The organism is Acidovorax sp. Root217, assembly GCF_001428645.1.
In the GTDB taxonomy this organism is placed as follows: domain Bacteria; phylum Pseudomonadota; class Gammaproteobacteria; order Burkholderiales; family Burkholderiaceae_C; genus Acidovorax.
This window is the reverse complement of the sequence record NZ_LMIH01000008.1, coordinates 54,300-71,315: the sequence shown is the minus strand read 5'-3', so window position 1 is coordinate 71,315 and position 17,016 is coordinate 54,300. Positions and strand designations below refer to the sequence as shown.

General features: G+C 68.2%; 17 protein-coding genes. 12 read left to right on the top strand and 5 right to left on the bottom strand.

Features of this window, described 5'->3' with window-relative positions:
* The first annotated feature begins 37 nt into the window (after positions 1–37).
* The 9 genes from ASE31_RS07830 (at position 38) to ASE31_RS07790 (ending at position 8,651) form a co-directional block, all read left to right on the top strand.
* The gene (locus ASE31_RS07830; RefSeq protein WP_235514341.1) at positions 38–802 is read left to right on the top strand and encodes a sugar phosphate isomerase/epimerase; all 765 of its coding nucleotides are present in this window, start codon (positions 38–40) and stop codon (positions 800–802) included.
* A complete protein-coding gene (locus tag ASE31_RS07825) occupies positions 799–1,758 on the top strand; it encodes a sugar kinase (protein ID WP_057200993.1) in 960 nt (319 codons plus the stop codon). The genes ASE31_RS07830 and ASE31_RS07825 overlap by 4 nt, the downstream gene beginning before the upstream one ends.
* Positions 1,755–2,741, top strand: coding sequence for a D-glycerate dehydrogenase (locus ASE31_RS07820; RefSeq protein ID WP_057200992.1), 987 nt, complete (start codon positions 1,755–1,757; stop codon positions 2,739–2,741). Before ASE31_RS07825 ends, ASE31_RS07820 begins: the two co-directional genes overlap by 4 nt.
* Positions 2,738–3,841, top strand: coding sequence for a LacI family DNA-binding transcriptional regulator (locus ASE31_RS07815; protein ID WP_057200991.1), 1,104 nt, complete (start codon positions 2,738–2,740; stop codon positions 3,839–3,841). Before ASE31_RS07820 ends, ASE31_RS07815 begins: the two co-directional genes overlap by 4 nt.
* A 110-nt stretch (positions 3,842–3,951) precedes the next feature.
* Positions 3,952–4,698, top strand: a complete 747-nt coding sequence (locus ASE31_RS07810) for an HAD family hydrolase (RefSeq protein WP_057200990.1) — start codon at positions 3,952–3,954, stop codon at positions 4,696–4,698.
* 76 nt (positions 4,699–4,774) lie between these two features.
* Positions 4,775–5,614 (top strand): DUF2189 domain-containing protein, encoded by an 840-nt coding sequence (locus tag ASE31_RS07805; protein WP_057201074.1) that lies wholly within the window; start codon positions 4,775–4,777, stop codon positions 5,612–5,614.
* Positions 5,611–5,823: a DUF2788 domain-containing protein gene (locus tag ASE31_RS07800; protein ID WP_057200989.1), complete on the top strand. Its 213-nt coding sequence runs from the start codon at positions 5,611–5,613 to the stop codon at positions 5,821–5,823. The genes ASE31_RS07805 and ASE31_RS07800 overlap by 4 nt, the downstream gene beginning before the upstream one ends.
* A gap of 60 nt (positions 5,824–5,883) precedes the next feature.
* Positions 5,884–7,395, top strand: coding sequence for a M14 family metallopeptidase (locus ASE31_RS07795; RefSeq protein WP_057200988.1), 1,512 nt, complete (start codon positions 5,884–5,886; stop codon positions 7,393–7,395).
* An 83-nt stretch (positions 7,396–7,478) separates the two neighbouring features.
* Entirely contained in the window at positions 7,479–8,651 is a 1,173-nt protein-coding gene (locus tag ASE31_RS07790) for an AAA family ATPase (protein ID WP_057200987.1), read from the top strand.
* Positions 8,652–8,673: 22 nt separating this feature from the next.
* Here the strand turns inward: ASE31_RS07790 and ASE31_RS07785 are convergent, their stop codons facing one another.
* The 3 genes from ASE31_RS07785 to ASE31_RS07775 form a co-directional block, all read right to left on the bottom strand.
* Entirely contained in the window at positions 8,674–9,387 is a 714-nt protein-coding gene (locus ASE31_RS07785) for a DUF899 family protein (RefSeq protein WP_057200986.1), read from the bottom strand.
* Between the two features lie 125 nt (positions 9,388–9,512).
* Positions 9,513–10,346: an ankyrin repeat domain-containing protein gene (locus tag ASE31_RS30900; RefSeq protein ID WP_162261384.1), complete on the bottom strand. Its 834-nt coding sequence runs from the start codon at positions 10,344–10,346 to the stop codon at positions 9,513–9,515.
* Positions 10,347–10,673: 327 nt separating this feature from the next.
* A complete protein-coding gene (locus tag ASE31_RS07775; protein ID WP_157412399.1) occupies positions 10,674–11,207 on the bottom strand; it encodes a hypothetical protein in 534 nt (177 codons plus the stop codon).
* Positions 11,208–11,467: 260 nt separating this feature from the next.
* Here ASE31_RS07775 and ASE31_RS07770 point away from each other — a divergent pair, with 260 nt between their 5' ends.
* From ASE31_RS07770 to ASE31_RS07760, 3 genes are all read left to right on the top strand, one after another.
* Positions 11,468–11,785: a hypothetical protein gene (locus ASE31_RS07770; RefSeq protein ID WP_057200983.1), complete on the top strand. Its 318-nt coding sequence runs from the start codon at positions 11,468–11,470 to the stop codon at positions 11,783–11,785.
* 290 nt (positions 11,786–12,075) lie between these two features.
* Positions 12,076–13,392 (top strand): serine protease, encoded by a 1,317-nt coding sequence (locus tag ASE31_RS07765; protein WP_235514340.1) that lies wholly within the window; start codon positions 12,076–12,078, stop codon positions 13,390–13,392.
* The gene (locus ASE31_RS07760) at positions 13,389–14,369 is read left to right on the top strand and encodes an FHA domain-containing protein (RefSeq protein ID WP_057200981.1); all 981 of its coding nucleotides are present in this window, start codon (positions 13,389–13,391) and stop codon (positions 14,367–14,369) included. The genes ASE31_RS07765 and ASE31_RS07760 overlap by 4 nt, the downstream gene beginning before the upstream one ends.
* A gap of 102 nt (positions 14,370–14,471) precedes the next feature.
* Here ASE31_RS07760 and ASE31_RS07755 read toward each other — a convergent pair whose 3' ends face one another.
* Together ASE31_RS07755 and ASE31_RS07750 are read right to left on the bottom strand one after the other, a co-directional pair.
* Entirely contained in the window at positions 14,472–15,512 is a 1,041-nt protein-coding gene (locus tag ASE31_RS07755; protein WP_157412398.1) for a tripartite tricarboxylate transporter substrate-binding protein, read from the bottom strand.
* Positions 15,509–16,954, bottom strand: coding sequence for a sensor histidine kinase (locus tag ASE31_RS07750; RefSeq protein ID WP_057200980.1), 1,446 nt, complete (start codon positions 16,952–16,954; stop codon positions 15,509–15,511). Before ASE31_RS07750 ends, ASE31_RS07755 begins: the two co-directional genes overlap by 4 nt.
* Between the last annotated feature and the right edge of the window lie 62 nt (positions 16,955–17,016).

Below are 17,016 nucleotides of genomic sequence, written 5' to 3'. Positions count from 1 at the left end.
TGAACGACCTGCGCCGCAGCGCCCCTGGCGTGCGGGCATGACCAAAGAAATGCAGCCAATGAAGGTACTTATTTCCCTCTCTTCCTTCGGCGCGGCCGAAGTGGGGCGCCATGGCCAGCTGTGGTGCACCGACCTCGCCCGCGAGGCCGGCGCCGATGGCGTCGAGGTGCGCGGTGAGATGCTGCGCGATGCCGCCACCGAGTTGCCGGCACTTGCGGGCAAGGCGGCGGTGTTTTCCAGTCCCGAGGGGCTGTGGACGGTGGACGGCGCACTCGACGAAGCCGCGCTGGCCCGTGGCATGGCGGCCGCGCGCACCCTGGGCGCGCCGCGCCTGAAGATGGCCATCGGCGGCTTTGGCACGGGCTCGCACGGCTCGCTGGTGCGCCTCAAGGACCTGCTCGCACAGGCGCCGGCCGAACTCGTGATCGAGAACGACCAGACCGCCACGGCCGGCACGCTGGCAGCGATGGAGGCCTTCTTCGTGGCGCAGGAGCGCGCGGGGCTGGACCTGGGCATGACCTTCGACATGGGCAACTGGCACTGGCAGGGCGAGTGCCCGCTGCAGGCTGCACAGGCCCTGGCCCACCGCGTGCGCTACGTGCACTGCAAGGGCGTGCAGCGCCTGCCCGGCAAATGGGTGGCGGTGCCCCTGGCCGATTCCATCGCGCCCTGGCGTGCCATCTTGCGGGCGCTGCCTGCGGACGTGCCGCACGCCATCGAGTACCCGCTGGTCGGCGACGACCTGGTGGCGGTGACGCGCGAGCAACTGGCCGTGATCCGCGATGCACGGAGGCAGGCATGAGCGCAGCAATAGACACCACCTTCGACGTGGCGCTGTTCGGCGAAGCCATGCTGCTGCTGGTGGCCAACGAGCCGGGGCCGCTGGAACATGCCACGGGCTTCCACAAGCGCACGGCGGGTGCCGAGACGAATGTGGCCATCGGCCTGGCGCGCCTGGGCTTGAAGGTGGGCTGGGCGAGCCGCCTGGGCACCGATTCCATGGGCCGCTCGCTGCTGTCCACCATGCAGGCCGAGGGCATCGACTGCTCGCACGTGACCTCCGACGCCACGCAGCGCACGGGTTTTCAGTTCAAGGAGCGTGTGACCGATGGCCGCGACCCGAAGGTCGAATACCACCGCAAGGGCTCGGCAGCGAGCCAGATGGGCCCGGCCGACGTGGACGAACCCTGGCTGCGCAGTGCGCGCCACCTGCATGCCACGGGCGTGTTCGCGGCGATCTCGGAGACCAGCCTGCAGGCGGCACAGCGCACGCTGCAGGTGATGCGCGCCGCGGGCCGCACCATCTCGTTCGACCCCAACCTGCGCCCGACGCTGTGGTCATCGCCCGAGGTGATGCGGCACCAGATCAACGAGCTCTCGCGCTTTGCCGACTGGGTGCTGCCGGGCATGGAGGAGGGCGTGTTCCTCACGGGCGAGACCACCCTCGAGGGCGTGGCGCGCTTTTACCGCGCGCGGGGCGCCAGGCTGGTGGTCGTCAAGCTGGGCGCGCAGGGTGCCTATTTCGATAGCGATGTGGCTGGCATTGGACATGTCGCGGGCTTCCCCGTGGCCGAGGTGGTGGACACCGTGGGTGCGGGCGACGGCTTTGCCGTGGGCGTCATCAGCGCGCTGCTGCAAGGCCGCAGCGTGCCCGATGCGGTGCGCCGCGGTGCCTGGATTGGCGCCCGGGCCGTACAGGTGCTGGGCGATACCGAGGGGCTGCCCACGCGGGCGCAGCTGGAGCAGGCCGGCCTATGAGCCGCAAACAGGTGCTGGTGTTTCGTGACCTGCCGCCGGACCAACTGGCCCGCCTGCAGGCGGTGCATGAGGTGACCGTGGCCGACCCGCGCCAGCCGGAGCAGCGCGCCGCGTTCGATGCCGCGCTGGCCGAGGCCCATGGCCTCATCGGCGCCAGCTTTCCCATCAGCGCCGAGCTGCTGGCGCGTGCGCCGCAGCTGCAGGCCATCTCCAGCATCTCGGTAGGGGTGGACAACTACCCGCTGCAGGCCCTGCAATCGCGCGGCATCGTGCTGTGCCACACGCCGGGCGTGCTCGACGAGACCGTGGCCGATGCGGTGTTTGCGCTGCTCATGGCCACCTGCCGCCGGGTGGTGGAGCTGTCGCAGATGGTGCGCGAGGGCCGCTGGGACCGCAACATCGGCGAAGACCTGTTCGGCGACGACGTGCATGGCAAGACGCTGGGCCTGCTGGGCTTTGGCCGCATCGGCCAGGCCGTGGCGCGCCGGGCCGCACTGGGGTTTGGCATGCCGGTGCTGTACCACGCGCGCCGCGCTGTGGACCTGGCGGGGCAGGCACCCACGCTGCTGGGCCGGGCCGAGCATGTGCCCCTGGCCAACCTGCTGGCGCGTGCGGACATCGTGGTGGCCCTGCTGCCGCTGTCGGACAGCACGCGCGGGCTGGTTGATGCCAAGGCCTTCGCGGCGATGAAGCCCGGCGCCATCTTCATCAACGGGGGGCGCGGCGCCACGGTGGTCGAGGACGACCTGCTGGCGGCGCTGGACCACGGCACGCTGCGTGCAGCGGGGCTCGATGTGTTTGCCACCGAACCCTTGCCGCTGGCCTCGCCGCTGCGCACCCACCCGCGCGTGACGCCGCTGCCGCACATCGGGTCGGCCACGCATGGCACGCGCCATGCGATGGCCCGGTTGGCGACGACGAACCTGCTGCAGGCGCTGGCCGGCGAAAAGCCCACTGCGGTGTACGGGACAATCGGCGCATGAGCAGCAAGCCGCGCGCACCTACCGCCAAGGCGCCTGCCGCCGCCCCTGTCGATACGGCTGGCCGTGACCGGCCCACCATTGCCGACGTGGCGGCTGCGGCCGGCGTGTCCAAGGCCACCGTGTCGCGTTTCTTCAACCACCGCGAGCGTCTGCTCAGCCCCGATATCGCAGCCCGCGTCGAGGCCGCCATCGCCCAGCTCGGCTATGTGCCCAGCCCCATGGCCCAGGCGCTCAGCCACGGGCGCTCGCGCCTGATTGGCCTGGTGGTGGCCGACATCACGAATCCCTTCTCCGTGGCGGTGCTGCGCGGGGCCGAAGAGGCGTGCCAGGAGGCCGGCTACCTGGTGATGCTGTTCAACCTGGGCAATGACCGCCAGCGCGAGCGCAGGGCCATCGACGCCCTGGCGAGCTACCAGGTGGATGGCTTCATCCTCAACACCCAGGGGCAGGATGAGGGCCATGCCGAGCTGAGCTCTTTGCACGGCCGGCCGGCGGTGCTGGTGGACCGCAGGCATGCGGGCCTGGAGGCCGACTTCGTATCGCTGGACAACCCCGGCGCCATGCGCGCCGCCTGCACGCACCTGATCGATGGGGGCTGGAGCGAGCTGCTGTACGTCACCCAGCCCCTGGCGGGCGTGAGTTCGCGCCTGGAGCGGGCGGCCGCGTTTTCGCAGTGCATCCGCGAGCGCGGGGGCGGCGTGCAGGGCGCGGTGCTGGAACTGGTCGATGCCTCGGACGAGGTGCTGGATGCCGCCCTGCGGGCGCTTCGGCAAAGAGCCTGGGGCAGGGCGCGCGGCGCTGTCGTGGCGGGCAATTCCGTGGTCACGTTGCGGGTGGCGGCCGCCATGGTGCGGCTGGGCTGGGCCTTTGGCCGCGATATCGGCTTTGCCGGCTTCGACGACCCCGAATGGGCACCCTTGATCGGGCCGGGGTTGACCACGGTGGCGCAGCCCACCCATGCCATCGGCAGGTGTGCGGCGCAATGCCTCATCGAACGCATGCAGGGCCTGCAGGCGCCTGCGCGGGAGCGCCTTCTGCCCGGCAAGCTGGTGGTGCGGGGGTCGTCCATGGCCGCAGTGCGCGGGGCTGGCGATCGGTAAGGGTTTGGCGTGCTGCGCGGCGCCGCCTGCCGGATGCTGCGTTATCCTTCGCGGCGGCCGATTGGCCGCAGCCCGGGCTTCCGGGCCGTGAATCTTTTGGGTGGTTTGCCATGCCTGCTCTCTCCTTGGATATTTCCCGCATCCGCGCCATCAGCATCGATCTGGACGACACGCTGTGGCCCATCTGGCCCACCATCGAGCGCGCAGAAGCCGTGCTGCTGCAGTGGCTCGCCGACCACGCACCCGCCACGGCCGCGCTGTTTTCCGACACGCAGGCGCTGCGCGGCATCCGCAACCAGATGGTGAGCCTCCGGCCCGACCTGCTGCACGACCTGAGCGCGCTGCGCCGCGAGTCCATCCGCCTGGCACTCACCCAGGCGGGCGATGAGCCCACCCTGGCCGAGCCCGCGTTTGACCTGTTCTTTGCCGAGCGCCAGCGCGTGGAGCTGTTCGCCGACGCGCACGACACGCTGGCCTTTCTGGCCGCGCGCTACCCGGTGGTGGCTTTGTCCAATGGCAATGCCGACGTGCACCGCATCGGCATAGGCCACTATTTCAAGGCCAGCATCAGCGCCACCGCCTTCGGCATCGCCAAGCCCGATGCGCGCATCTTCCACGCCGCCGCCAGTGCTGCCAACGTGCAGCCGCACGAGGTGCTGCACGTGGGCGACGATGCCGCGCTGGATGTGCAGGGGGCGCTGGCCGCCGGCATGCAGGCCATCTGGCTCAACACGCCGAATAACCCCTGGGCCCATGACAAGCATGGCGAGCCGCCGCATGCCACGGTGGGCAATCTCACCGCCATCAGTGAGCTGCTGAAGGCTATTCCGGTGGCCGTGGCCCAGCCCTCACGCTGAACGCTGGCGCCGCTGCGGCATTTCCTTGTCGCAGATCAAGGCGCGCCCCACGCCAGCGCGCAAGACTCGGGCCACCATGCGCCCAAAGCCTCCTCTGTTCCTGCCGCCCGTACGCACCATCGGCCTGATGCAGCCGCTGGCCTGGCTGGCACTGGCCTGGCGCGACATGGTACGCACCGGCTGGCTCAGCTTTGCACACGGCCTGGCGGTGGCGCTGTTCGGTGGCGCTCTGCTGGCCGTGGCGCACCACCGCTTCTGGCTGCTGGCCGGGGCGCTGTCGGGCTTTCTGGTGGTGGCGCCGGTGCTGGCCACCAGCCTGTATGCGCTGAGCCGGGCGCTGGAGCGTGGCGAGCCCGCCAACCTGGCCCTGGTGCGCCGCACCTGGCTCGACTGGCAGCGCAGCCACTCTGCCAGGTGGGGTGGCCACGGCTACTGGTGCCTGGTGCAGTTCGGCCTGCTGCTGGCGCTGGCGGCCACCGGCTGGGTCGTCACCTCGGCGGCGCTGATCACGCTGCTGGCACCGGTGCCCATCCTCACGCCGCTCGACTTCATGCACCATGTGGTGCTGGCGCCCGACAGCCGTCTGTTCGCGCTGTGGCTGGCGCTGGGCAGCCTGCTGGCCGCGCCCATCTTTGCCTCCAGCGTGGTGGCCATGCCGCTGCTGCTGGACAGGCGCGCCACGCTGCGCCAGGCCGTGCTGACCAGTTGGCAGGCGGTGCTGGCCAACCCCTTGCCCATGGCCCTGTGGGCGGCGCTGATCCTGGGCTTCACCCTGCTGGGCCTGGCATCGCTGTTGCTCGGGCTGATCGCGGTGATGCCCATGCTGGGCCATGCGAGCTGGCATGCCTACCGCGACCTGGTCGATGCCTCGGGCCTGCCGGAGCGCGATGCTGCCGACACGATGGAGCGGCCATGATCTTCGGCTTCACCGAGGCGCAGATCTCGGGCTTCTTCCTCACCTATGGCATAGGCGCCTTCATCGCCTACATGCTGTTCATCATCGGTCAGCTGGCATGGGAGTCCAAGGCGGGGCGCTTCGGCACCTTCGTGCTGTTCCTGGGGCTGGGCGTGGGCTTCATCGGTTTCATCGCCAAGGTCTTGATCCAGTGGTGGCTGGAGCGGTGAGACCGTTTGCGACAAAGTGGTGATGGCGCGCCTGGCACAACTGGCTCTAACATCCGGGCCATGTTTTCATCCGCGACCACCCCCCTGCTCACCCGCGCCGAAACCAGCGGCTACACCGAGACCTCCACCCACGCCGATGTGATGGCCTATGTGCAGGGCCTCGCGGCCCTGGGCGACAAGCGCCTGCACATCAGCGACTTCGGCAGCTCGCCCGAGGGGCGGCAACTGCCGCTGCTGGTGCTGTCGGCCCAGGGCCACCACACGCCCGAGGCCGCGCAGGCCAGCGGCCTGCCCGTGGTGCTGATCATCTGCGGCATCCATGCCGGCGAGGTGGAGGGCAAGGAGGGCGTGCTCATGCTGGTGCGCAACCTGCTGCGCGGCGACCATGGCGAAGAACTGCTCGCGCGCACCGTGCTGGTGGTGGTGCCGCTGTTCAACCCCGACGGCAACGACCGCATGAGCGCCGACCACCGCCCGCTCGACATCGCCCACCTGCGCGGGCAGGACGGCCCGGCCCTGGTGGGCACGCGCACCAACGCCGCAGGCGTGAACCTCAACCGCGACTACATGCGCCAGCAGGCCCCCGAGATGCGCCTGCTGCAGCAGCGCGTGTGCCAGCCCTGGAACCCGCACCTCACGCTGGACTGCCATGCCACCAATGGCTCCATCCACCGCTTTGCGCTGACCTACGACATCCCCCACACCGAGCACACAGGCCGCGCCGAGCCCGTGGCCTATATGCGTGAGCGCATGATGCCCGCCGTGCAGGCCGCGGTGAAGCGCACCGAGGGCCTGGACACCTTCTGGTACGGCAACTTCGTGCGCGACGAGGGCGGCCAGGGCCAGGGCTGGATTACCTACACCCACCACCCGCGCTTTGGCTGCAACTACCGGGGCCTGACCAACCGGCTCGACGTGCTGCTGGAGGCGTATTCGTACATCAGCTACCAGGAGCGCGTGGAGGTGACCTACGCCGTGCTGCGCGAAGCCCTGGTCTATGCCGCCGCCAACGGCCCGGAGATCGTCGACCTGCTTGCCGCCTGCGCCGAGCCGCCGCAGCAAATCGCCATCCGCTACGCGCTGGAGGCGATCCCCGGCACCACGGTGGAAGTGCTCACGCGCGAGCCCTACACACTGACGGGCGACCCCGTCAGCGTGCAGGTGCCGCACTACGCCCACTTCGTGCCCACCGCCACCGTGCAGCGCCCCTGGGCCTACGCCATGCCGCAGGCCGTGGCCGGCTGGCTGCAGGGCCATGGCCTGCAGACCACGCCCGTGGCGGCCGGCACCGTGCTGGAGGTAGAAGTGCCTGTGATGCAGCAGCCCGTGGCCGAGCCGGGCCCGGCCATCCTCGAAGCCCAGGCCAGCACCCACTGGACGGCCACCCACCAGCGCACCCAGCGGGCCCTGCCCGAAGGCTGGCGTGTGGTGACCACCAGCCAGCGCTACGGCGCGATTGCGGTGGTGGCATGCGAGGCCGAGAGCGATGACGGCGTGGTGGCCAATGGCATCGTGGCCGAGCCGGTGGCGGGCGAAGAGTTGGCCGTGTGGCGGGTGCTCACGGCGGCCTGAAGTGCACTGCAAAGGGGCAATCGCCCGATTTTGTTTATTTTAGCGATTTGTACTAATTATTGGTTTTGACTAAAATCCGCTAAATGGACCTTTTCCACCGCCCCGCACTGGCCGAGCAGATGGCCAAACAGCTGCTGGAGCCCGGTCTGCTCGATCAGGGGCTGCGCTCGGGCCTGTTCCTGTCGGGCCTGCGCCGCACCGGCAAGACCACCTTCCTGCGCCAGGACCTGATCCCTGCGCTGGAGGCCAAGGGTGCCATCGTGATCTATGTCGACCTATGGGCCGACACCAAGGCCGACCCGGCCACCCTGGTGCACGCGGCCATAAGGCGTGGGCTGGCCGACCTGCAGACACCGGCTTCGGGCGTGCTGGGCCGCCTGGCGCGCCTCAAGGGGGTGGACGTGGGGGCGGCGGGCTTCAAGTTCGGCTTTCAGCTCAACGAGGTGGGGGCCAAGGGCGGGGTCACGCTGGCGCAGGCGCTCACGGAGGTGATCGAGCTGGCCCGCACCGACCTGGTCCTGATCGTCGACGAAGTGCAGCAGGCGCTGGCCGGCGACGATGGCGCGCAGATGCTGCTGGCCATCAAGGCCGCACGCGATGCGATCAACCCACGGCCTGATACACCCGGGCATTTCCTCTTCATCGGCACGGGCTCGCACCGCGCCCAGGTGGTGGGCATGACGCTGCAGGGCAAGCACGCCTTTGCCGGTGCCACCTCGGTGGAATACCCCACGCTCGATGGCGACTACGTGGCTTATGTGCTGCAGGGCATTGCCGAGGAGGGCGCCCCCGTGCTGCCCAGCCTGCCCGTGGCCACGGCAGCCTTCAACCTGCTGGGCCGCCGGCCCGAAGAACTGATCCGCGCCCTGCGCCAATTGCAGCGCGAAGACCCTGCCGAGGCCGACCGCCTGCTGCCGGTGATCGCCTCCACCCTCAAGGGCGCGGCGGCCGACGTGGAGCTGCGCAAGCTCGAAGACCTGGGTGTGCTGGCCGGCGCGATTTTCGACCGCGTGGCGCGCGTGGAGGGCGACGCGACCGGTCTCTTCACTGCCGACGCGCTGGCCGACTATGCGGCCACCGTGGGCCGCGAGGTCACGGCCGACCAGGTGCAGCGCGTGTCGGAAGAACTGCGCGACGCCAACCTCATCGTGCGCAAGGGGCATGGCACCTATGCGGTGACGGACCCGTTTGTGCAGCAGGCGTGGCGCGAGCGCAGGGCGCTGACTGCGTCGCCTCACGGGATCGCGAAGAACTGAGCGCCCGGGCAGAGCCCCCTGCTCAATACTTCAGCTTCGGATACCAGTCCTTGGGCCGCCCCCCAGGCGTCAAGTCCAGCACCGACCACAGTGCCGCAATGTCCGGCGCGTCGCGCGGGTCCTGGCCCGGGTCGGCCATCTCCTTTGTCATCTCGCTGGCCCAGAACAGGCGCACCTGGTCCCCGTCGCGTTGAAATACAACCAGTGCCGGGTACTCGCTGCCATCGTCCATCAGGATGCCCAGGTCCTTCGCGTAGTCGTCGCCCACGGTCTGCACGAAGTTCAGGTCTCGCCAGCCGCGCTCCTGGGCAAAGGCGTACTGGCGTTCCACGGGCGAGCGGCCCAGGATCTTGAGGGCCACGCGCTGCTTGATGTCGGCTGCATTGCCCTCCACCGAGCCGAGCCAGTTGGTACACATGGGGCAGGGGCGCTGGCGCTGCGGGCCGTACATCCAGAAATACGTCACCAGCGTGTCCTTGTCGCCGAACAGGTCGATGAGCCCGGCATCGAAGCCCTGCTCGTCCTTGAAGCGGTAGTCCTTGGTGATGACCGGCCCTGGCGGCAGTGCCTGGCGCTGGGCGACCAGGCGCGTCATGTGGCGGCGGAACTCGATCTCCTCGGCCAGCAGGGCCTTACGCGCCGACTCGTACTCGGCGGTGGCGCCGGGGAAGGGGGTCTTGGCTTGTTCCGCCAGCTGCGTGGCTGGCTTCAACACGGTTTTGGCATTCGTCGTCATGGTCGCTCTCCCGGGCCGCCATGGACCGATGGATGACCGACTATGCCGCCATACCCACGGGCCGTGGGTAGGAGAAACGCTTACGCATTGGGCCCGAAAGAAACTGTTCAAGGGCCGTGGGGGCTTCACGGACTCTCAAGGTCTTTGCGCACGGGTTCAAGAGGTTGGTATTCAAGCGAAATTTCCTCAAGCTCGCGCAGATATGCTTGGCCCACGCCATTGTGGTTATTCACCAGTACATACTCTTTCAATGGGCGCCTGTCAGGCATTTTCGCCCTCTCCGCGCGGGCGCCGTACCGGTACAGTAAATGGAGCAATTGTTCTCGCGTGAAATCAACACCATGGTTCTGACGGGATGCAAGCCTGTAGAGTGCACCTCCATTGGGGTTAGCTCCATTTTTTAGCAAGGCTTCAACGATAGCCAGCTTCGTGTGTGCTGAGTCCATGGCTACAGCAAGTGGCGTTGAATAGGGGTCGCGACCTTCGCCATCGATCTTCCCCCCTGCTTTCAGCAGCAGAGTCACAGTTTCATCTGCATCCTCTGGCAGTCCGGCGTAGAAAACCAATTCTTCCAACGGATAAATGCCGCGTATGTACCGTGCGTCGCGCGGTGGCGGGATCTTGGCACCGTGCTTCATCAGCAGTTTGAGTACTTCGTTCTTGTGCCCGGGATGTCGCGCAGCTGCTGCAAGGGCTGTGAATCGGCCCGCTGCGAAATTCGGATCGGCCCCATGCTCCAAGAGCAACTGTACGGCTGACGCATTGCGTGCCCGGATTGCAACGATCAATGGTGAGCGTTCTTGGACTTCCACATTGGTTCGTGCTCCCGCCTTCAGAGCCAACGTGACAATTCCCGAATCACCTGAATCAGCGGCATACATGAGTGCCGTCCCCTGGTCCCGCACACGTTCGGACACCAGGTTCACATCAGCGCCTAGCTTGACGAGCAATGCGAACATGGCGTGGTCTGCATCTCGCCTGTGGCATTTGGTAGAAACGGGTCTTGTCGAGATTGCTAGCGCTCTCGCACCGAGGGTCGGCTCTATTGCACCTGCTTGCTCGACCTGAGCCTGTACTTGAGACAAATCACCATCCCCGACCGAATCGAGAAATGGTGAGCCATACGTGTACGAGCACGGAGGCAGGCCGCCCCAAGTCGGGACGTTTGCGACAAGTAACAGTGCGCCTGTGAGAAAGGACGCCAAACGTTTGGCTGGCATGAGGCTTTATCCATGTTAATCAGCAGCGCAGCCCGAGCTTGGTGATACTCGCCGACTGGCGGTGTGTCATTCCCCCGCCACCGCAATCGTCTGCACACTCTTCCTCAGCTCCTTCTCCACCGACGGAAACTCGCTCTTGGTGGAGTTGAAATTGAAGACCAGCATCTTGCCCCGGTGGGGGGTGACCATCATGATGTTGTAGATGTCGGTGTCGATGGCGCGCGAGGTCATCTCGAAGTAGATCCACTGCTGGCCCTGCATGTCCAGCAGCTTCTTTTCCTTCCACTCGATGCCCGGGATGATGCGGTCGAACAGAGTTTCGAACGAGGCCTTGGCCTGGGGCAGCTTGTCCTTGGGCAGGCCCTGGGGCTTGAGGTCGAAGGCGATGGTGGTCGTGCGCCGGGCGTTGCCCACCACGAAGTTGGGCGCGCGGTTGGACGGGTATTTGCTGCCGATCTCTTCCGCGCTGAGCTGGGTGAAGCCTTCGGGCGCGTTGAACGACACGCCCGCATCGGGAATGGTGAACGTGGCTGCGCTGGCGGCCGTGGCGGTGAGTGCCGAGGCCGCAGCCAGGCACAGGGTGGCGATCCAGGATGTCATGGTGGTCGGGCACATCACGAGCGATCCAGCCGGGGCCTGTTGTGGGCCCTGGCCTCCCTTCGTCGTTGAGCCGGTTTTTGTGGAGACGCCAGTATCCACACGCATCGGCGCTTTGGCGCGCGGTTGCAGACTTTTACTATTTGGTAAGTGCGCAGTAGTTCACACAAATGGGTGATTGCAGCGGCGCGCTTTGTCAACCAACAGGCCATCGATCATCGCGGCCAGGTGCAGCCCCAGGTCTTTGAGTTACAAACACCCCCATGCCCCTGAATCCACCCCAGCCGCCTGCCTTCAAACCCACCTTCTTGCACGTGCCGCCCGGCCCCGTGGCGGGCCCCTTGCAGTTGTTGCCCCTCAACGCCGCCGTGGTGGCCGTGCACACGGCCACTGGCGCACATGTGGGCTCGCTCAAAAAGGTGGGTGGGACCTGGAAGTTCAAGGCCATGGGCTACGACGCTGACGGACGCATGGAGCCGGGCCACGGCCCGATGACGGACCAGCACAACATGCAGTTCGACGCGCCCGATGCCGCCGAGGTGAGCGCCAGGTTGCTGGGCGCGCTGGGGAGCACCTTGTAAGGTCGGTAAAAGCCCCAGCGATGTCCGCCTGGATGGGCCGCAACCCTGAACTGCCCGTACAGCGTGGGTGCGGTGCAGAGCGTCAATAGAATGCCACGATGCCTTTCCTTTTGACCTGCTCGCTGCGGCGTGCCGCAGCAACCGTTCTTGTGCTGGCCTGTGCTGTTGTGGCCCACGCCCAAAATGCACCCCACCCCGCGACTGCCCCCACGGCCGTGGCTGCGACCGCCGGCGCGCCTGCTCTTCGCGCCACAGGCGCGGCATTGCCTGCCCCGCCGGCATCCAAAGCGATGCCGCCCGCTGCAGCGGGCGTCGAGCCGGTGGACAGCAGCGTGGGTGCATCGGGGGCAGCGGCGGCTGCCGGTGTCGCAGCTGTGCCCGCTGCACCCCTGTCTCGGGATGCCCGGCGCATCTATGAGCTGTCGCGCGACAAACTGGTGCAGATCCGCACGCTGCTGCGCAATGCCGACACCCAGGCGTCGATCGGCTCAGGGTTCTTTGTCTCTGCGGACGGCTTGATCGTCACCAACTTCCATGTGGCCAGCCAGTTGGCGCTGGAGCCCGAGCGCTACCGCGGCGTGTACGTCACGATGGAGGGGCAGGAGGGCGAGGTCGAGCTGCTGGTGTTCGACGTGCAGCGCGACCTGGCGGTGCTGCGCGCCAAGGCCCGCACCGCAGCGGCGCCGGTGCTGAGCTTTCGGCCCGCCGCAGAGGCCCTGGCACAGGGCGAGCGCATCTACTCGCTGGGCAACCCGCTGGATATCGGCTTTGCAGTCACGGAGGGCACCTACAACGGGCTGGTGCGGCGCAGCTTCTATCCGCGGATTTTCTTTGGCGGCACGCTCAACCCCGGCATGAGCGGCGGCCCCTCGGTGGACGATTCGGGGCGGGTGCTGGGCGTCAACGTGGCCAAGCGGCTCGATGGCGAGCAGGTCAGCTTCTTGATCCCCGCCGAGTTTGCGCAGGTGCTGGTGCAGCGCGCGGCCGGAGCAGTGCCCATCACGCAGCCCGCGTACGCGGAGATGACAAGGCAACTGACAGTGCACCAGCAGGTGCTGACCGAGCGGTTTCTGAAAGCGCCATTTCGTGAGCAACGCCACGGCAACTACCGGGTGCCGGTGCCCGATGACGCGCTGGCACGGTGCTGGGGATCGGGGCGCGACCCCAACTTTCCGGGCTTGAACCTGGAGCGGACGCAGTGCCAGGCTGACAGCGATGTCGTGGCCGGCGACTACAGCACCGGCACCGTGCGCCTGGCCTATGAGGCCTATAACGCCCCCACCTTGAGCGCGGCGCGGTTTGCCCGGGTGTTCTCGCAAAGCTTTGCCAACGAGCGGTTCCAGACGCGTGGCAACCGCCACCAGACCGCCGTTGAATGCAGCGAACGTTTTGTGGACTCCGGCAGCCTGCCGCTGCGGGCGGTGGTCTGCATGTCGGCCTACCGCAAGCTGCCCGGCCTGTACAACATGACCGTGCTGACAGCCTCGGTCAACCAGCCCACGCAAGGCATCCTGGGCCGCCTGGATGTGCAAGGCATCGCTTTTGACAACGGCATGAAGCTGGCCAGCCACTACCTCAAGGCGTTTCGCTGGGAGGCCGCACCATGACGCCCACCCTTGGCCTCATCGAAGCCTTTGACCGCCACGGCGCGCTGCTGGCACGCGCCCCCATCACCCGCTGGCCCGTGACGGTGGGCAGGGGCCTGGACTGTGACCTGGTGCTGGACGATCCGTTCGTCGCGCCCGCGCACCTGCGCATCGACCGCCTGGAAGATGCCTCGTGCGCGATACAGGTGGAGGTCCTGCACACCCGCAATGGCGCGCGCCTGCAGCGCAAGCACTACGCCCAGGGCGAGCGCTTCGACTGGCCGGGCGGCACGCCCATCGACCTGGGCCACACCCATGTGGCTTTGCGCCTGGCCGATGCACCCATCGCCGACGAACAGGCGCTGCCCCAGTTTCCGTGGAGCACGGTGGCCACCACGGCAGCGCTCATGGTGCTGGTGCTGGCGGCGGCATTGGGGTCCGCGTGGCTGGAGGCCCGCGACGCGTCGCAGTATCTGAAGTCTGTTCCTGGCATGGTGCTTGGCCTGCTGGCCAGCCTGGGCGTCTGGTCGGGCGCATGGGCGGTGGCCAGCAAAGTGTTCGGCGGCCAGCTTCGGTTCTGGCGCCATGTGCGCATCGCCTGCACTGCCGCCTTGGCGGTGGATGCGGTGCACCTGGTGGCGAACTTTGTGGCGTTCACTTTCTCGTTGGAATCCTTTTCGCGGTTTGCCAATGTGCTGGTGGCGCTGGTGGTGGCGGGGGCGTTGTATGCCCACCTGTCCACAGTGCTGCCGCGCCGCCGCGTCGGTTTGGCCTGGACGCTGGCTGCGCTGGTGGCATTGGGATTGCCGTCGTGGCTGGGTGCGCAGTGGCTGAACAACATGCGCCTGTCGAATCGGCTGTACATGAGCAGCCTGTTCCCCCCAGGCCTGCGCGTGGCGCCGGCCGTGCCCGTAGACCAGTTTCTGAAAGACACCGAGTCGCTGCGTGGCAAGCTGGATCGCCGGCTGCGTGATGACGGTCAGGCGGAAGACGAATAGGAGCGGGGAAAGAATTCAGCGAAGCGGTTCTGGCCAGGCGGCGTCGCAGGCAGTACGGGTAGTGCGGCAAGACGCCGCCAGCGCTGTCAACGGAACAACGGATCAACGGGGCCAGGTGCGCAGCCCCAGGTCCTGGGCCATGCGCCGGTAGTCCTGCAAGCTGCGCTGCACGAAGCCGTCGAGCGCTGCGCCGGTGAGGGCAAAGGGGTACAGGCCGTAGCGGCTGCACAGTGCGGCGTAGCCGGGGGCGGCCATGGCGGCCTCGAAGGCGCTGGTCCAGGCGCGCACGGCGGCCTCGGGGGCGGTGGCGGCCATGTACAGGCCGCGCACGGTGGGCCAGACCAGGTCCACGCCCTGCTCGCGTGCGGTGGGCAGGCCGGCCAGGGTGCCTTGCAGTCGCTCGGGTGCCAGCACGGCCAGAAAGCGCAGCGGCAGGCCTTGGGCAGCGGCCTGCATGGCTTCGGCCGCGTCGCCGGTGAAGATGTCGAGGTGCCCGCCGCGCAGGGCCTTGAGCGCCTCGCCACCGCCCTCGAACGCGACGAAGCGCATCTTCTTGTGGTCCTGCCCCGCAGCGCGCACCAGCTGCGCGGCCTTGATCCAGTCCTGGCTGCCGATGGTGCCGCCTGCGCCGAAGACCACGCGGGCCGAGTCGCGCTTCAAGGCCGCCACCACCTGCGCCAGGCCCTGGTAGGGCGCATCGCGGTGCACGGCGATCACGCCGTAGTCGGTGCCCAGCGTGGCGATGAAGCGCAGCGCGCTGACGGGGTGTGGGCCGAAGCGGCCCTGCGCGATGTTGAGCAGCGAACCGCTGGAGAAGGCCACCAGCGTGCCCGGCCCGCCCAGGCGCCCCGTGGCCACCTGGTCGAAGGCCACGGCGCCGATGCCGCCCGGCAGGAAGCGCGTCGGCAGCGGTGTGCGGCCCGGCCGCACGGCCTGGATCGCATCGGCCGCCAGCCCGCAGGTCAGCCCGAAGCCACCACCGGGCTTGGAGGGGGCCACGCATTCGCCGGGCTCGGTGCTGGCATCGGCCGGTGGTGCTGCGCATGCAGCAGAGGCTGCGAGGCCGCCACCCAGCAGCGTGGCCAGTGTGCGCAGCATCCGGCGGCGTGCAGCGAGGGCGTTGTGGTGGGGCGTGTTGTTCATGGCTTGGGCCACCAGAGTATGGCCAGCAGGCCGGGGCTGTCCACCCGTGCCTCCAGCCGCAGCGTCCCCCGGTGCCGCTCGGCGATGGAGCGCGCAATCGCCAGGCCCAGGCCCGAGCCCCCGGCCGCAGCCTGCGACCCGCGCCGGTAGCGCTGGCCCAGCGCAGCGCGCTCCTCGGGCGCCATGCCGGGGCCGTTGTCCTCCACGTTCACGCTCCAGCCCAGCGCGTCGCCTGCGGCCGACAGGGTGATGGTGCCGTGCGCGGGCGTGTAGGCGATGGCATTCGCGGCCAGGTTGGTGAGGGCCTCGCGCAGCAGGCCGCTGTCGGCCACGGCCATGAACTCCGGGGTGGGTGTGTGGATGCCGAAGTCGATTTGCTTGGCGCGCGCCTGGGGCAGCAGCTCCAGCGCCACGGTTCGCAGCAGTGCGGCCAGGTCGAAGGGCGCAAACTCGACTGCCGCTGTGTCGCTGCGGCCCAGGGCCAGCAGCTGCTGCGTGCTGCGCGTGGCGCGCGCGATCTCGCCGCCGATGGCGGCCAGCGCGTCCTGCACCTGCGCGGGGTCGGGCTCGCGGCGCGCGTAGTCGATCTGCATCTGCAGCGTGGTCAGGTGCGTGCGCAACTGGTGCGAGGCATCGTCGAGGAACTGCCGCTGCTGCGCCACCAGCGCCTGGGTGCGCGCCATCTGTTCGTTCACCGCCGCGACCAGGGGGCGTATGTCGGCGGGCAGGTCGGTGTCGGCAATCGGGGTCATGTCGTCGGGGCTGCGCTCCTGCACGCCACGCGCCAGGCGCGACAGCGGGCGCAGCGCAACCGCCAGCGTGGCTGCGGCGCCCAGCAGCATGAGGGCCAGTACCAGGCCATCGCGCAGGGCCGCGCGCTGCACGAAGCGGCGCGTGAATTCCTGGCGCGACTGCGTGCTCTCGGCCACCTGCACGAGCACGCTGCCCGGGCCGTCTGCCGTGGCTGGGATGGCGCCATCCGTGGCATCCACCATGCGCCGGTAGGCCGCCAGGCGCACGGATTCGCCGAAGTAGGTGGCGTCGTAGAAGCGTGGCACGCCGGGCTCCAGCGTGCCGGGGGGCAGGGGCAGGTCGGCGTTGCCCAGTTCCACCAGGCCGTCGGACGAGGCGACGCGGAAGTACACGTGGCCGCTGGCGGTGAGCTCGAAGAATTCGAGCATGGTGTAGGGGAGTTCGGCGGACAGGCCGCCGGAGGCGGTGGAGATGTTGGCGTCTATTGATTTGAGCGCGCCTAGCAGGGAGCGGTCGTAGGCGGCGTTGGCGGCTTCGAGGGCGTCGTGCCTTGTCATCCACAGTTCCACGCAGGTGACGAGGGTCAGGACGGGGAGGAGGAGGAGGGCCAGGAGGCGCCAGAGGCTGGTGCGGCGCAGCCTGGCCCAGGGACTGCTGGGGGCTGTGCTGGACGGTGTTGTTTGAGCCATCTCAGTTGTCTGCTGACGGATGGAAGGATGGCTCTGCGAGTGGTCGCTCTGTGCTTCTTTTT

Coding starts and splice junctions, on each gene's coding strand:
- ASE31_RS07755 (WP_157412398.1), bottom strand. CDS start 15,512: ATGAACAACACGCCCCACCACAACGCCCTCGCTGCACGCCGCCGGATG.
- ASE31_RS07805 (WP_057201074.1), top strand. CDS start 4,775: ATGCGCCCAAAGCCTCCTCTGTTCCTGCCGCCCGTACGCACCATCGGC.
- ASE31_RS07775 (WP_157412399.1), bottom strand. CDS start 11,207: ATGACATCCTGGATCGCCACCCTGTGCCTGGCTGCGGCCTCGGCACTC.
- ASE31_RS07765 (WP_235514340.1), top strand. CDS start 12,076: ATGCCGCCCGCTGCAGCGGGCGTCGAGCCGGTGGACAGCAGCGTGGGT.
- ASE31_RS30900 (WP_162261384.1), bottom strand. CDS start 10,346: ATGTTCGCATTGCTCGTCAAGCTAGGCGCTGATGTGAACCTGGTGTCC.
- ASE31_RS07810 (WP_057200990.1), top strand. CDS start 3,952: ATGCCTGCTCTCTCCTTGGATATTTCCCGCATCCGCGCCATCAGCATC.
- ASE31_RS07820 (WP_057200992.1), top strand. CDS start 1,755: ATGAGCCGCAAACAGGTGCTGGTGTTTCGTGACCTGCCGCCGGACCAA.
- ASE31_RS07770 (WP_057200983.1), top strand. CDS start 11,468: ATGCCCCTGAATCCACCCCAGCCGCCTGCCTTCAAACCCACCTTCTTG.
- ASE31_RS07785 (WP_057200986.1), bottom strand. CDS start 9,387: ATGACGACGAATGCCAAAACCGTGTTGAAGCCAGCCACGCAGCTGGCG.
- ASE31_RS07800 (WP_057200989.1), top strand. CDS start 5,611: ATGATCTTCGGCTTCACCGAGGCGCAGATCTCGGGCTTCTTCCTCACC.
- ASE31_RS07750 (WP_057200980.1), bottom strand. CDS start 16,954: ATGGCTCAAACAACACCGTCCAGCACAGCCCCCAGCAGTCCCTGGGCC.
- ASE31_RS07795 (WP_057200988.1), top strand. CDS start 5,884: ATGTTTTCATCCGCGACCACCCCCCTGCTCACCCGCGCCGAAACCAGC.
- ASE31_RS07790 (WP_057200987.1), top strand. CDS start 7,479: ATGGACCTTTTCCACCGCCCCGCACTGGCCGAGCAGATGGCCAAACAG.
- ASE31_RS07760 (WP_057200981.1), top strand. CDS start 13,389: ATGACGCCCACCCTTGGCCTCATCGAAGCCTTTGACCGCCACGGCGCG.
- ASE31_RS07825 (WP_057200993.1), top strand. CDS start 799: ATGAGCGCAGCAATAGACACCACCTTCGACGTGGCGCTGTTCGGCGAA.
- ASE31_RS07815 (WP_057200991.1), top strand. CDS start 2,738: ATGAGCAGCAAGCCGCGCGCACCTACCGCCAAGGCGCCTGCCGCCGCC.
- ASE31_RS07830 (WP_235514341.1), top strand. CDS start 38: ATGACCAAAGAAATGCAGCCAATGAAGGTACTTATTTCCCTCTCTTCC.